Annotated in this window: 17 protein-coding genes; 6 read left to right on the top strand and 11 right to left on the bottom strand. The window is 59.9% G+C overall.

Translation table 11 applies throughout. From position 1 onward, the window contains the following. Nucleotides 1–125 precede the first annotated feature (125 nt). The 4 genes from BMY55_RS03250 to BMY55_RS03235 form a co-directional block, all read right to left on the bottom strand. Complete coding sequence (locus BMY55_RS03250; RefSeq protein WP_245744636.1) at nt 126–539, bottom strand: c-type cytochrome; 414 nt, start codon at nt 537–539, stop codon at nt 126–128. A 92-nt stretch (nt 540–631) separates the two neighbouring features. Next, nucleotides 632–1,279, bottom strand: a complete 648-nt coding sequence (locus BMY55_RS03245) for a DUF3047 domain-containing protein (protein WP_091431969.1) — start codon at nt 1,277–1,279, stop codon at nt 632–634. 105 nt (nt 1,280–1,384) lie between these two features. Beyond that, on the bottom strand, nt 1,385–2,062 hold the full coding sequence (locus tag BMY55_RS03240; protein WP_091428261.1) for an ABC transporter ATP-binding protein: 678 nt from the start codon (nt 2,060–2,062) through the stop codon (nt 1,385–1,387). Beyond that, nucleotides 2,055–3,341, bottom strand: coding sequence for a lipoprotein-releasing ABC transporter permease subunit (locus BMY55_RS03235; protein ID WP_245744635.1), 1,287 nt, complete (start codon nt 3,339–3,341; stop codon nt 2,055–2,057). The genes BMY55_RS03240 and BMY55_RS03235 overlap by 8 nt, the downstream gene beginning before the upstream one ends. 325 nt (nt 3,342–3,666) lie before the next feature. On the opposite strand from BMY55_RS03235, the gene BMY55_RS03230 reads away from it, so the two are divergent. The 4 genes from BMY55_RS03230 to BMY55_RS03215 all read left to right on the top strand — a co-directional run bounded on the left by BMY55_RS03230 (nt 3,667) and on the right by BMY55_RS03215 (nt 6,385). Next, nucleotides 3,667–4,170 carry a type III secretion system chaperone family protein gene (locus tag BMY55_RS03230; RefSeq protein ID WP_091428259.1) on the top strand — a complete coding sequence of 168 codons (504 nt, stop codon included), beginning with the start codon at nt 3,667–3,669 and terminating at the stop codon, nt 4,168–4,170. Nucleotides 4,171–4,279: 109 nt separating this feature from the next. Next, a complete protein-coding gene (proC, locus tag BMY55_RS03225) occupies nt 4,280–5,104 on the top strand; it encodes a pyrroline-5-carboxylate reductase (protein ID WP_091428257.1) in 825 nt (274 codons plus the stop codon). Further along, nucleotides 5,097–5,435 carry a tRNA-binding protein gene (locus tag BMY55_RS03220; protein WP_091428254.1) on the top strand — a complete coding sequence of 113 codons (339 nt, stop codon included), beginning with the start codon at nt 5,097–5,099 and terminating at the stop codon, nt 5,433–5,435. The genes proC and BMY55_RS03220 overlap by 8 nt, the downstream gene beginning before the upstream one ends. Further along, a complete protein-coding gene (locus BMY55_RS03215; protein WP_091428251.1) occupies nt 5,435–6,385 on the top strand; it encodes a 2-hydroxyacid dehydrogenase in 951 nt (316 codons plus the stop codon). Before BMY55_RS03220 ends, BMY55_RS03215 begins: the two co-directional genes overlap by 1 nt. Before the next feature lies 1 nt (nt 6,386). Here the strand turns inward: BMY55_RS03215 and BMY55_RS03210 are convergent, their stop codons facing one another. Continuing rightward, nucleotides 6,387–6,980: a thymidine kinase gene (locus BMY55_RS03210; RefSeq protein ID WP_091428248.1), complete on the bottom strand. Its 594-nt coding sequence runs from the start codon at nt 6,978–6,980 to the stop codon at nt 6,387–6,389. A 360-nt stretch (nt 6,981–7,340) separates the two neighbouring features. Between BMY55_RS03210 and BMY55_RS03205 the strand changes: the two genes are divergently transcribed. Further along, nucleotides 7,341–7,799, top strand: coding sequence for a hypothetical protein (locus BMY55_RS03205; RefSeq protein WP_091428245.1), 459 nt, complete (start codon nt 7,341–7,343; stop codon nt 7,797–7,799). A 4-nt stretch (nt 7,800–7,803) separates the two neighbouring features. Here BMY55_RS03205 and BMY55_RS03200 read toward each other — a convergent pair whose 3' ends face one another. Then, the gene (locus BMY55_RS03200; RefSeq protein WP_091428243.1) at nt 7,804–8,157 is read right to left on the bottom strand and encodes a diacylglycerol kinase; all 354 of its coding nucleotides are present in this window, start codon (nt 8,155–8,157) and stop codon (nt 7,804–7,806) included. Then, nucleotides 8,154–8,522 carry a YigZ family protein gene (locus BMY55_RS03195; protein ID WP_091428241.1) on the bottom strand — a complete coding sequence of 123 codons (369 nt, stop codon included), beginning with the start codon at nt 8,520–8,522 and terminating at the stop codon, nt 8,154–8,156. The genes BMY55_RS03200 and BMY55_RS03195 overlap by 4 nt, the downstream gene beginning before the upstream one ends. A 93-nt stretch (nt 8,523–8,615) precedes the next feature. Between BMY55_RS03195 and BMY55_RS03190 the strand changes: the two genes are divergently transcribed. After that, nucleotides 8,616–8,858 (top strand): hypothetical protein, encoded by a 243-nt coding sequence (locus BMY55_RS03190; protein WP_091428239.1) that lies wholly within the window; start codon nt 8,616–8,618, stop codon nt 8,856–8,858. A gap of 461 nt (nt 8,859–9,319) precedes the next feature. Here the strand turns inward: BMY55_RS03190 and BMY55_RS03185 are convergent, their stop codons facing one another. The 4 genes from BMY55_RS03185 to BMY55_RS03170 form a co-directional block, all read right to left on the bottom strand. Further along, nucleotides 9,320–10,690, bottom strand: a complete 1,371-nt coding sequence (locus tag BMY55_RS03185; RefSeq protein ID WP_091428237.1) for a glutamate--cysteine ligase — start codon at nt 10,688–10,690, stop codon at nt 9,320–9,322. 64 nt (nt 10,691–10,754) lie between these two features. Beyond that, entirely contained in the window at nt 10,755–11,267 is a 513-nt protein-coding gene (locus tag BMY55_RS03180; RefSeq protein ID WP_091428235.1) for a hypothetical protein, read from the bottom strand. Further along, nucleotides 11,264–12,157, bottom strand: coding sequence for a GNAT family N-acetyltransferase (locus tag BMY55_RS03175; RefSeq protein WP_177179277.1), 894 nt, complete (start codon nt 12,155–12,157; stop codon nt 11,264–11,266). The genes BMY55_RS03180 and BMY55_RS03175 overlap by 4 nt, the downstream gene beginning before the upstream one ends. Then, nucleotides 12,127–12,852, bottom strand: coding sequence for a 16S rRNA (uracil(1498)-N(3))-methyltransferase (locus tag BMY55_RS03170; RefSeq protein ID WP_091428232.1), 726 nt, complete (start codon nt 12,850–12,852; stop codon nt 12,127–12,129). Before BMY55_RS03170 ends, BMY55_RS03175 begins: the two co-directional genes overlap by 31 nt. Between the last annotated feature and the right edge of the window lie 3 nt (nt 12,853–12,855).

Below are 12,855 nucleotides of genomic sequence, written 5' to 3'. Positions count from 1 at the left end.
GTGAGGCAACCACTCACAACCCCCGAACCCATTCCGTGTGCTGATAACGTTGCAAAAGCGCCCTCCCGTGGGGAGGGTCGGGCGCTGCCCGGTCTATCGACCTGGCGAAGGGGCGGCGTCAGGTCCTACCCCTGCAAACTCTCCAAATACTCCGCCAGCCGCACCAGCGCCCCCGGCGTCGGGGTCTGCACGCCTTTTTCGTCCACCCAGACCTCCATCTCGCTTTCCAGATAGGCACCGAATTCGGGCATGGGGCCTCGGTGGGTGCCTTGGGCGTAGCCGTCGATGGTGGACATGACATATCGGGCCGGGAATTTGCCGCCGTGGCGGGCGGTTAGTGTGGTCAGGTCGGGGGCTCCTGCCATCGCGCCGCCCTTGGCGTCCGCCCCGTGGCAGGACGCGCAGTTCTCTGCAAAGATTTGCGCGCCGGTCTCGTCCGTCACGTCAACTTTATCGGTGCTTGCGGTGAACAACCCATCCGGCTCGCAGGCGGCAAGCGTCAGGGTCAGGGCGGGGATGATCAGAACGGTGCGCAGCATGGAACCTCGCAGCTTTTCAAAGGGGTTGCATAACCCTAGCACGCCGTCTGGCAGGTTCAACCGGAACAGGTGCCCAAGCTGCTGCAATCCGCCTATTTCAACACCAGATCCGTGATCTGCCCCCGCGCAATGGTGTCGGTATCGTCGCTGTCGGACGACACGGCCAAGGCGACCAGGGCACCGGGATCCGATCCAAAGGCGCGGCGATAATCGGCGGCAAGATCGACGTTTTCGCTATATCCTCCCGTTCCGGATGGCCGCAGCACCACGGTCTTGCCGCGCGTGCCCAGATAGGGCGACGGCAGAACGGCCCCACGCCCGTGATCGCCGCCCCAGACATAGACCAGGACTCGACCCATGGGGTTTTTCAGAAGGCGGCGCAGGTTGCGGCCCCCGTTTACCCGTTCGGCCTCGGCTTCCGGAAGGAACGCGAAATAGAGCGCAAGGTTGCGGTCATCACCGCCCTTCTGGCGCAGGTCGGTTGCGGGCACGGTTCTATCCACGGCCCACCGCCATTGCGCGGTCCTGGCATCCCAATGCTGTTGGTCCAGCAGCTTGTAGGTGATCGACACGGCGCCGTTGGCCTGAACGCTCAGCGACTTGCCGGAGTAGGTGAAATCCACATCCGCAAACCGGGCAAACCAATGTTGTCGCCAGTCGCCAAATCCGACAGGGCCAGCGTTGGCCACCTGCACACCCAGTGCTGCAACGAAGAAAACGGATTTTGTCAGGTGGCGCATGTGGTTCTCCGATGCACGGGTTGCGAGCACGGAGTGTGCCAGAAGGATCGCGCGGCGCAATGGCAGCGCGCCGCCTGTCACGTGAATGTCAGGAACCGAGAGCGGTCAGACGATGACGCCCGCATCCAGTCTGAGCGTCCGATCCATCCGCGCGGCCAGTTCAAGGTTGTGGGTGGCGATCAGGGCCGAAAGACCGGTGTCTCGCACCAGTTCCATCAGCGCGTTGAACACAGTGTCCGCGGTGTCGGGGTCAAGGTTGCCGGTGGGCTCATCCGCCAGCAAAAGCGCGGGGCGGTTGGCAAGCGCGCGGCAGAAGGCGACGCGCTGCTGTTCACCGCCCGACAGTTCCGCCGGTCGGTGGGTCGCGCGCGTATCAACGCCCACGCGACCCATCAACTCCATCGCGTGATCGCGGGCCGATTGGTCGCTGATCCCGTTGGCCAGTTGCGGCAAGGCGATATTTTCCAGCGCGGTGAATTCGGGCAGCAGGTGGTGGAACTGGTAGATGAACCCCACTTCGTTCCGGCGGGCTGCGGTGCGCCTGCGATCCGACAGCGCGCCCATATCCTGCCCGTTGATCGCAACCTGCCCAGCGTCTGCCGTGTCCAGCAGCCCGGCGATATGCAGAAGCGTTGATTTGCCCGATCCAGAGGGCGCGACCAATGCCACGACCTCACCCCGCGCAATCTCCAGATCAGCCCCGCGCAGCACGCGGATTTCGCCGGGTGTGCCCGCGTTATAGGTCTTTTCGATGCCTGACAGGTGAAGAACAGGGTTACTCATAGCGCAGCGCCTCGACCGGGTTCATCCGGGCTGCCTTGCGTGCCGGAAACAGGGTGACAAGGAAAGACAGGGTCAGGGATAGGCCCACAGCGGACGCCACGTCCCAAAACTCCAGCTTGGCGGGCAGGCGATAGATGCCGCGGATCGACGGATCCCACACCCCGCCCCCGGCAAAGTAGTTCACTGCCGAAAAGATCGCGTCGATATTGATGGCAAACAGACAGCCAAGGATAACCCCTGCGATAGTGCCAACGATCCCCGTCAACGATCCGCACAGGAAAAACACCCGCAGAATCGACCCTTCGGTCAGACCCATGGTGCGCAGGATGCCGATGTCGCGCCCCTTGTTCTTGACCAACATGATCAAGCCCGAGGTGATGTTCATTGATGCGATCAGCACCAGCACCGACAGGATAATGAACATGACGTTATCTTCCATATCGAGTGCCCGTAGAAACGCGCCGGATCGGTCACGCCAGGTCCAATAGGATGACGGTTCCACGGTCGCGGCAAGAATATCTTCGATCAGCCGATCAACCTTTTCTGGCTCATCAACAATCACCTCGATCTGATCGGCAGCGCCTTCACGGTTGAAAAAACTCTGCGCCTCGGCAAAGGGAAGATACACGCGTGTGCGGTCGATGTCCCAGCGCCCGGCAGTGAAGATATATGTCACGTCATAGGCATTCACCCGCGGGCTGGTGCCGAACGCCGTCTTGACCCCGTTGGGCGAGATGATCTTGATCTTGTCGCCCAGCCCGATACCAAGCTCAGCCGCCACGCCCGACCCAATGGCAATGCCGTTTTCAAACGCCGAGATATCGCCCGCAAAGCTTTCGGGCTTGGCCACGCGCGGGATGGCCAGCAGATCATCATAGGATATGCCAAACACCTCGACCCCTGCGTTGTTCTGGCCCGCATTTGCCATGACCTGACCCTTGATCAGGGGCGCGGCTCGGACAACACCGGGCACTTGGGCGATGCGTTCTGCCCACTCCACATAATTCGTGATCGAGCGTTCAACCTGCCCATTTTTATTCACATAGCTCTGGGCGAAGACCTCAACATGAGCATTGGCGCCCAAAATCGTGTCGACAAATTCGTCCCGGAACCCGGTGCGTACAGCCAGCGTTATGATGAGCGCCGCGACGGCCAACGTGATACCGATCAGGCTGATCCAGGTCATCGTGCTGACGCCCCCATCGGCGCGGCGCGCGCGCAGGTATCGCCAAGCAATCTGCCACTCGAACCGGGCAAACGGGGCTGTGTGTTTGGACACCTGTGTCTCCTGACATCTTCTGTTTCGCGGCAAGTTGGGGGTTCCAAGGGGCAACGTCAAGCGGACCCGAAAAAACTGGCTTGGTTCCGCCTTCCCCGTCATGCCCCGTTAAGTTGTGGAGAAACAAATGTTTTCTGTGGACAACTGCTTCATCTGCGAAAGTTTGTCTTTACAGGGACTCGGCGACCTGACACCATATCTAGTAAGGGCAAGGCGCACAGAACGCCGAACCTAGTACAGGCATCAAGTCTTAGTGGCCGCATTTGGTCTTGGCCGACCATCTGCCCAAGCGTCGCGAGGCTGAAACGAATGGAAGGACAACATCATGTCCGCGACCGAGCAGTTCATCGAAAGTGACGAGCTTCACCCCATCGACATCGTCGAAACCATTGCCGAACACCACGCTTGGGAGTTTGACCGCGTGGCCGACGACCAGATCGCAATGGCGGTTGAAGGACAATGGCGAACCTATTCGCTGACCCTTGCGTGGTCGCCCTATGACGAAACGTTGCGCCTGATCTGCACGTTCGAGATGGAGCCGCCGGAAGAAAGCCTGCCTCGCCTTTACGAGGCCTTGAACCGCACCAATGACATGTGCTGGACCGGTGCGTTCACCTATTGGCATGAACAGCGTCTGATGGTGTATCGCTATGGCCTTGCCTTGAATGGCGGACAAATCGTCAGCCCGCAGCAAATCGACCAATTGATCTCAAGCGCGGTTGCAACGTCGGAACGGTTCTATCCTGCCTTCCAACTGGTCTGCTGGACCGATCGCAGCGTGGACGACGCGCTTCAGGTCGCCATTGCCGAGGCTTATGGCCGCGCCTGATCCCACTTCATGACGGGTTAAGAAAAAGGTCCGGCTTCAGTCGGGCTTTTTTGCTGGCTCCCTGCCCGACCATCGCGTTATCCATGGCTGGAATAGCGGAGGAGCCAACATGAGCACTGGGAGTATGAAAGAGCTTGAGGCACGCGGGCTGGTGCTGCTGGGCTGCGGCAAGATGGGATCGGCGATGCTGGAAGGCTGGCTGGCACAAGGTCTGCCTGCGGGGGCGGTTTGGGTGAACGATCCCCATCCATCGGACTGGCTTTCCAGCACCGGGGTGAACCTGAACATGACCTTGCCTGACAGCCCAGCCATCGTTCTGGTCGCAGTGAAGCCGCAGATGATGGCGGATACGCTGCCCGCACTGGCCGGGTTCGGCAATGGCAACACGCTGTTTCTGTCGGTCGCGGCTGGCACCTCGATTGCCACCTACAAGGCGATGCTGGGCGACCAGACCCCGATCATCCGCGCGATGCCGAACACCCCCGCCGCCATTGCGCGTGGAATTACGGCGATCTGCGGCAATGACCTCGCCACCGATGAGCATCTGGACATGGCCGAGGCACTGCTCACTGCGGTTGGGCAGGTCGTGCGGCTGGACGGGGAACACCAGATGGACGCGGTGACCGCCGTGTCAGGCTCTGGCCCGGCCTATGTCTTTCACCTGATCGAAACGCTGGCCGCCGCCGGTGAGACGCAAGGTCTGTCAGCCGGTCTTGCCATGCAGCTTGCCACGGCGACGGTGGCCGGGGCGGGCGCTTTGGCGGAACAAGCAGACGACGACCCGGCCCAGTTGCGCATGAACGTGACCAGCCCCGGCGGCACCACCGCCGCCGCACTTGCGGTGCTGATGAACGAGAAAGACGGCTTCCCCGCCCTTCTAACCCGTGCCGTTGCCGCTGCCGCCAACCGATCCAAGGAGCTTGCCAATGGGTGATCTGAGTTTTGACGATTTCCTGAAAGTCGACATTCGCAAGGGGACCATCACCCGTGCCGAACCCTTCCCCGAGGCCCGCAAGCCCGCCATCAAACTTTGGGTCGATTTCGGGCCAGAGCTTGGTGAAAAGAAAAGCTCGGCCCAGATCACCGCGCTTTACGACCCGGGAACGCTGGTGGGCAAAGAGGTTCTGGCCGTCGTCAACTTCCCCCCGCGCCAGATCGGTCCGGTGATGAGCGAGGTTCTGGTGCTGGGCCTGCCCGACGAAAACGAAGACATCGTGCTGTTGACCCCGGACAAGACCGTTCCGAACGGCGCGCGGATGTGTTGATGCGGCTGTTCGTCACCCGCCCCCTGCCAGAAAAGGTGATTGATCGTGCCCGCGCGGGTTTCGATGTGACCCTGCGCACCGACACCACATCCATGTCGCATGACGAGATGGTGGCAAGCCTGCGCGACTATGACCTCGTGCTGCCAACTCTGGGCGATTTCTACTCGGCCGAGGTGTTCAAGGCGGCAGGGAATATCCGCGCCAAGCTGCTGGCCAATTTCGGCGTGGGCTATAACCATATCGACGTGGATGCCGCCCGCGCGCATGGAGTGGTGGTGACCAACACGCCCGGTGCAGTGACAGACGCGACCGCCGACATGGCGATGATCCTGATCCTGATGACGGCACGCCGCGCGGGTGAAGGTGAACGGCTTGTGCGAGCGGGTCTCTGGGACGGCTGGCACCCCACGCAGATGTTGGGGATGCACGTCACCGGAAAGACTGTCGGCATCATTGGCATGGGCCGCATCGGCCAAGCGATAGCCGCGCGTTGTCACTATGGGTTCGGAATGGACGTGGTATTCTTCAACCGCTCTCCGAAACTCCCAGCTTTCCCGGCGCAACAGTTGGATAGCATTCAGGACGTGGCCCGTGCCTGCGATATTCTGGTGATCGCCGTCCCTGGCGGGGCAGACACCCAACATCTGATTGGCGCGGGCACGTTTACTGCGATGCAGCCCCACGCCATATTCGTGAACATCGCGCGAGGTGAAATCGTGGACGAGGCCGCATTGATCGCTGCGCTTGACGCCGGGCAGATCGCGGGTGCGGGCCTGGATGTCTATGAGTTTGAACCCAGGGTGCCTGACGCCCTGATCGCGCGCGAAAACGTGACGCTTCTGCCCCACCTGGGCACTGCCACGCTTGAGGTGCGCACCGCGATGGGGTTGCTGGCCGTGGATAATCTGGAAGCATTTGTGGCGGGCAAACCACTGGTCAACCCAGTCTGATCTAGGCGCCGGTCGCGTTGTCACCCACGGCTTCTCGCCAGTGACGGCGGCAAAGCGAGACATATGTCTCATTCCCGCCGATCTGCACCTGATCGCCAGCGGTCATCACGTTGCCTTCCCCGTCCTGGCGCACCACCATCGTGGCTTTCTTGCCGCAATGGCAGATCGTGCGCACCTCGCGCATTTCATCTGCCAGCGCCAGCAACGCCGCCGACCCCGGAAACAGATTGCCCTGAAAATCAACGCGCAGCCCGTAGCACATGACAGGCACGCCAAGGTCATCGACCGCACGCGCCAGCTGCCAAACCTGATCGGGTTCAAGGAATTGGGCTTCGTCAATGAAAACGCAAGCACACGGGCCGGCATCCAGCCGCGCCTTGATTTTTTGAAACAGGTCTTCGCCAACTGAGAACGTATCAGCCTCTGACCCGATACCGATCCGGCTGCCGATCCGGGCCGTCCCAGCGCGATTATCCAACCGTGCCGTAACCAGATAGGTCTGCATTCCGCGTTCGCCATAGTTATGGCTGGCTTGCAGGAGCAGGGTCGATTTCCCCGCATTCATCGTCGAATACTGAAAATAGAGTTTTGCCATGCACAGGGATTACGCGGCACCGACCCCGCGATCAAGACTATCTGTCGTTTCATGCGCAGACGAAAAGGGGGTCGCAGGGACAAAATCACTACCGAGGTCTGCGGGTCGAAACCCTGGGGATGGAACGGACCTCAAACTCACTACCTATGCCCTGCTGACACTGATCTGATCACCTGACCAGACCCCCGCCATAATACACATGACGGGCCCTTTCCGCGCGCTGGCACAAACTGCACCATGCACTCGATAAACTCACCAACTTGCCACGAATTAAATAAGCCATTCCATTGCGCTGAGAATAATGGGAAAAGAAAACTGGTTTTCCCCGCAAAGCTGTGCGGACGCGATGAGGTTACGAATATGGACAGTATTGGCAGCTATCTGAAAAAACACACCGAGGCCCTGGTCAAGGATGTGGGGCTTGAGGCCGCGTGTGAACTAACCGGCAAATCCAAGGCGACACTGGGCCGGTATTATTCTGACAGTGACGAGCATGCGGACAGGTTCATGCCCGTTGATGCAGTGGCCGCCTTGGAAGAAGCTGCACGATATCCTCATGTCACAGGTGCACTCGCGGAACTGCGCGGTATCACCATGTCCTATGATTCAGAACGTAAAAATGCCCAAGGTGGCGGCGTCAATTCCGATGTTATCGCGCTGTCACAGCGGTTTGCCATGTTGATGGGCGAGTATCAGCAATCCATCGAAGACGGCGTCATCACGATCAATGAAGCCAAACGCCTGTTGCGCGAAACGCTGGCACTTCAACATGTGCTGATCGACATGAAGCTGCATCTGGAAGAAGAAAGCGGCAGCTGAAGGTTCAGCCCATCAAGATCGCCAGCCAAGCGAAGCCCCCGGCCAAGGCAGTCAACGCCACAAACGCACTGCCGGCGTCCTTTGCCTGCTCTGCAAGCGGGTGGATGTCTTTTGTCACAAGATCGACAGCCCGCTCGATCGCCGTGTTGATCAGTTCGGACGCCACCACCAGCACGGACAAAGCAAGCATGAGGGCGCGCTCTCCGCGGCTAAGATCAAGCCAAAGCGCAAGACCGCAGGACAAAAGGCACACGATCATCCATTGGCGCAGCGATTTTTCGGTTTTCCACGCGGTGCACCACCCCGCCCAAGACCAAACACAGGTGTTCCAGAAGCGTTTCAGTTCCGACCTGATCATCTCCGCGCCTCCAGTATGGCATTGGCGACGTAATGATCCACACAATTCTGAATACGGCGAAACCGATCGCCCCCCAGCTTGGTGCCACCAAACCAACGCGTGACCACGATGATGTGCCCGTGCAGCCCTTCGCGCTCCAGCATCCGCAGGATCACCATCCCCGCACCCGCTTCGCCATCGTCACCCTTGACCGGACCGTCATCGGGCAAAATGGCGGCCCATGAATTGTGAGTGGCTTTTGCGAAGCGTTTGTCTCGCGCAAGGGTTTTCAGAAAAGACTTTACTTCGGCACGGGACGCAACCGGCCCGCCGGACACGGCGTATTTTGATCCTCGATCCGTCAGAAATCCGTTAAACTGTCGCATATGTCCCGGCTCCCCTCCACTACATCGGCACCTTCGAACACTGCGCTCAAATGAGGCACTGGCCTTTGCCGTCTGAACGCGTAAACTCGTCCCATGTTTACCATTGAGCACGAATTTGATGCCACTGTCGTCACCCTTGTGGACGAGGGCCGCGAGCATCTGAATGAAGACGTCACGATCAACGCGTTTGACGACTGCGTCACGTTGGAACAATGGGACCCGCGCACGGATCTTGTGCACCGGATCACCCTGTCGCTTGCACAACTCAGGGACCTGACGGCGGCTTTGAACCTGCCAGAAGGGATCTATCGCTCGGCGCAGATAAAAGACGAATGAACACTCGCCGCGCGGCGTCCAAAAGGGGCACGCGATGAGATGTGCCGAGGTCGATCGCAAGCATGTGCGTCATGACTGCCGCCCGTTTGCCGCGCTAAGGTCATCCGTAGTTGGAAAGCATCGCGTGCAGTTCTGGAATGCCATATCTTGCGTGCACATCAGGCGCATCGTCACCAAGCGTCGAAATGATGGCAGCCTCCGGCGGGGATATTTGAAACAAGAAAAAGCGCAACATTTTGTTAACCAATGAGCGTTATTCTGATTCAGCGGTACAGGCGGGGACGCCGATGACCGTACAAGGAAAAGCGAAAGCTTGAAAGAGAGGGCAGCCCCCTCTCTTTTTCTTGTCACAAGTATCCCGGGGTGAGGGCGCCCGCGCAGCGGGAGGCCGAGGGGCAGCGCCCCTTCATATGTAGAACGAGCCTCCTGAAAACCGCCTTTCGCGGAAGACTCAAAGCATCTCAGTAGCTGTATTCAGCATAGATCCGTTTCAAATCACCGTCCCATTCGTGGTGATATTTGGCCAACAATTCACAGGCGGGCGAACGCCCTTCCTCGACACTTTCCTGAAGGGCATTCAGGAAATGAGTTTCGTCGGGCACCAGCCCCGCATTCCCTGCCCGTGCGCGCGCCTTCAGACCAGTTTCGGCTATTTTTACCGCCTCGCGAGCAAGATCGTGCAGCTTCACGCCGCCCGCTTCGCCCTGCAACCCTTTGACCGAAGCGGCAACCCGCAGATCCTCGCGGGTTTCGGCACCCAAATTTTTTGCAAGGTCCCACGCTGCATCAAGGCTGCTTTGGTCATACATCAGCCCCACCCAGAACGCAGGCAACGCACAAAGTCGGCGCCACGGGCCGCCATCGGCGCCGCGCATTTCCATGTATTGCTTGATCCGCGCTTCGGGGAAGATGGTGGTCAAGTGGTCGGCCCAATCGGACAACGTCGGCCTTTCTCCGGGCAGCGCGGGCAGTTTGCCTTGCATGAAATCGCGGAAAGACTGACCCAGCGCGTCCACATATACGCCCTCGCGATAGACAAAATACATTGGCACATCGAGCGCGTATTGGACATAGCGCTCAAACCCCATCCCGTCTTCGAAGACGAATGGCAGCATCCCGGTGCGGGCCGGGTCCAGATCACGCCAGATGCGCGACCGCCAGGATTTGTGACCGTTCGGTTTTCCTTCAAAGAACGGTGAATTGGCGAAAAGCGCGGTGGCCACAGGCTGCAACGCCAGCGCCACACGGAATTTCTGCACCATGTCGGCCTCGTTCGCAAAATCGAGGTTCACCTGCACCGTGCAGGTCCGATACATCATCTGCTTGCCGTGTGTCCCAACCTTGTCCATGTAGTCGGTCATCAGCTTGTAACGCCCCTTGGGCATCACAGGCATCTGTTCGTGCGTCCATTCGGGGGCCGCCCCCAGACCGATGAAACGCGCGCCGATCCCCTCGGCCACCTCTTGCACCTCGCGCAGGTGTTCGTTCACCTCGTCGCAAGTCTGGTGGATACTGTCCAAGGGCGCGCCAGACAGCTCGAACTGCCCACCGGGTTCAAGGCTGATATTCGCCCCGTCACGTTCCAAGCCAATCAGGTTGCCCGCCTCGCGCACCTCGGTCCAGTTAAAGCGGTCCCGCAAGCCTTCCAGCATCGCCAGGATCGACCGCGGTCCATCATAGGGCAGCGGTTTCAGTGTGTCTTTGCAGTAGCCGAACTTTTCATGCTCGGTCCCGATCTTCCACGTATCACGCGGTTTGCAGCCGTCTTCCAGATACCGGGCCAGTTGGTCATGATGGGTGATGGGTCCGCCGCCGGACTGAGGGATGGACATGGGCGTCTCCTGACTGTTCGCGCCTTGCAAGGTCTTTCAGTGGTGGGCCAATGGGGCGGGACTGTCAATGCAGCGATACGGCCGGGCGCTGCCAGATCACAACAGTATCATTGGGTGGCGTATTGGCCGCTCGGATCGCCCCGTCAATGTCTGCACCCGTTAAGGCGGTCAACGCGTCAAACAATGCCTCGGCCCCTTCAGCGCGCACTGGAATGAACAGAATGTCGTTGCCGGTGCGAAACCGCCAAACAGCCATGCCTGCGCGGTCTTTGGCAATCTCGATCCGACCGACATCGTCCAGCGACGCAAAGCCGCCACCGACCGGGGCCAGATAAGTGATTTGCCGTTCATCGACCTGCACCACCCCAACACCGCCGTGACCCGCACGGATGCGTGCATGACGCATGCCCGACCACAGGATCGCAGCACCGAATGCCGCGACGGCCAGGCCGATCCACTTGACCAGGCCCAGCGATTCGATTGCCCACCATAGACCCAACAGTATGATCCCGCCGCCCACCATGGCTTCGCGATACCGGGCAAACGCATCGCGTGCTTCGGGTCGCATAAAGCTCATTCCTCAGCTCCAATCACCTGCGCTTTAGCGAGGATGCCCAGCGTATAGGTGCCGATCCTTCGAAAACCGATCGATTCATAAGCGCGGCAGGCGGGCTCGCCGCTGGCAAACAGGATCGCGGTCGTCACACCACGCTCGCGCGCTTCCAGCAGATGCAGGGCGACTGCCGTGCGGGCATAGCCTCTCGACCGATGTTCCGGGGGCGTATAAACACCGCCGACCTGCACCATGTCGGGCAATGCCGCATTGAACGCGGTTTTGGCGACGGGTATGCCATCCACTTCCAAAATCCGATGGTTTTTGGAATCCATGTGTGCGCTGGCGTTGGCAAGGGCGCGGGTGCGGGTTTCCGCATTCATCGCCGATCCCAGCACGCTGGTGTCATAGTCGATGATCCAGTCAACCAGCATGTCGAACTCATCCGACCTGACCGGACGAAGCTGCGCATTGCCTGTCGGGCGCTCAAGGTCCTGAAGAATCAGTCTGTAATGCGGTTCGTCCCGCATCACGGAAAACGCTGCATCGCGAAGGCCCAGAATATCCAGCGCAGTCTTGATCTGATGTGTCTCGCCCGTGATGCCTGCCACCTTTGCTCCTCGCAATACGTGACGAAATGCCCGCCAATCGGTCCGGTGATTGTCGGGGGCCTGCCCCATCAGAAACCCGGCATTGCTTTTCCCAAACACCGCGCGAATGGGACCTTCTTCGATCAGCCAGAAGGTCGTAGCGCGCGGATCATCGGACTGATCGGGGCTGACGCCGAACTGTGCCAGATTGGATCGCAGAAACATTGAGCTTTCGGAACGTGGCGCGAGGAAGGCATCAATCGCGCCTTCATCGCCCGGCTTTGCCACGCGGATCACGCCCAATCCCCCAAGGTCTGTTGCCACAGGGTCATCGCAGCGACCGCAGCCGTATCCGCCCGCAGGATGCGCGGGCCAAGGCTGACCGGATGCGCGACATCCATAGCAAGCAGGCGCCCACGTTCGCGGTCGGAAAAACCGCCTTCGGGACCGATGAAGATCGCCCAGCGATGGCCGCTGGCCGCACTCAGGGTTTCCGCGGCCCCCGCCAATGACTCGTCACAGAACATGATCTGACGATCATCGGGCCAAGCGTCCAGCAGTTTGTCCATGCGCATCAAGTCAACAACCTCGGGCACATAGGTGCCACCGCATTGCTCGGCCGCCTCGACAGCATGTGCTTGCAGGCGGTCGCGGCGGATGCGTTCGGAATTGGTGAACTCCGTCTGCATCGGCTGGATCAGGGCCGCGCCCATTTCAGCCGCTTTTTCCACGATAAAATCGGTGCGGGCTTTCTTGATCGGCGCAAAACACAGCCACAGGTCAGGCGGCATATGCAAGGGACGCGACCGGGCCGCACATTCCAGAACGCCTTTGCGCTTCCCGGCTTCGATGATCTGTGCCGGGAACTCTCCGTCACGCCCGTTGAACAGGGCCACAAGGTCGCCTTCGCCCAGCCGCATTACCGCAAAAAGATAATGTGCTTGATCCCGCAACAGCGAAACGGTTTGCCCCTCGGCCAAGGGGTGATCTACATAGAGCCTGACTTTCGCCTGTTTCATGAG

The sequence above is a fragment of the Aliiroseovarius sediminilitoris genome, from assembly GCF_900109955.1.
In the GTDB taxonomy this organism is placed as follows: domain Bacteria; phylum Pseudomonadota; class Alphaproteobacteria; order Rhodobacterales; family Rhodobacteraceae; genus Aliiroseovarius; species Aliiroseovarius sediminilitoris.
The sequence above is the reverse complement of the archived record's forward strand: the minus strand, read 5'-3'. Positions and strand labels throughout refer to the sequence as shown.

Coding starts and splice junctions, on each gene's coding strand:
- BMY55_RS03250 (WP_245744636.1), bottom strand. CDS start 539: ATGCTGCGCACCGTTCTGATCATCCCCGCCCTGACCCTGACGCTTGCC.
- BMY55_RS03245 (WP_091431969.1), bottom strand. CDS start 1,279: ATGCGCCACCTGACAAAATCCGTTTTCTTCGTTGCAGCACTGGGTGTG.
- BMY55_RS03240 (WP_091428261.1), bottom strand. CDS start 2,062: ATGAGTAACCCTGTTCTTCACCTGTCAGGCATCGAAAAGACCTATAAC.
- BMY55_RS03230 (WP_091428259.1), top strand. CDS start 3,667: ATGTCCGCGACCGAGCAGTTCATCGAAAGTGACGAGCTTCACCCCATC.
- proC (WP_091428257.1), top strand. CDS start 4,280: ATGAGCACTGGGAGTATGAAAGAGCTTGAGGCACGCGGGCTGGTGCTG.
- BMY55_RS03220 (WP_091428254.1), top strand. CDS start 5,097: ATGGGTGATCTGAGTTTTGACGATTTCCTGAAAGTCGACATTCGCAAG.
- BMY55_RS03215 (WP_091428251.1), top strand. CDS start 5,435: ATGCGGCTGTTCGTCACCCGCCCCCTGCCAGAAAAGGTGATTGATCGT.
- BMY55_RS03210 (WP_091428248.1), bottom strand. CDS start 6,980: ATGGCAAAACTCTATTTTCAGTATTCGACGATGAATGCGGGGAAATCG.
- BMY55_RS03205 (WP_091428245.1), top strand. CDS start 7,341: ATGGACAGTATTGGCAGCTATCTGAAAAAACACACCGAGGCCCTGGTC.
- BMY55_RS03200 (WP_091428243.1), bottom strand. CDS start 8,157: ATGATCAGGTCGGAACTGAAACGCTTCTGGAACACCTGTGTTTGGTCT.
- BMY55_RS03195 (WP_091428241.1), bottom strand. CDS start 8,522: ATGCGACAGTTTAACGGATTTCTGACGGATCGAGGATCAAAATACGCC.
- BMY55_RS03190 (WP_091428239.1), top strand. CDS start 8,616: ATGTTTACCATTGAGCACGAATTTGATGCCACTGTCGTCACCCTTGTG.
- BMY55_RS03185 (WP_091428237.1), bottom strand. CDS start 10,690: ATGTCCATCCCTCAGTCCGGCGGCGGACCCATCACCCATCATGACCAA.
- BMY55_RS03180 (WP_091428235.1), bottom strand. CDS start 11,267: ATGAGCTTTATGCGACCCGAAGCACGCGATGCGTTTGCCCGGTATCGC.
- BMY55_RS03170 (WP_091428232.1), bottom strand. CDS start 12,852: ATGAAACAGGCGAAAGTCAGGCTCTATGTAGATCACCCCTTGGCCGAG.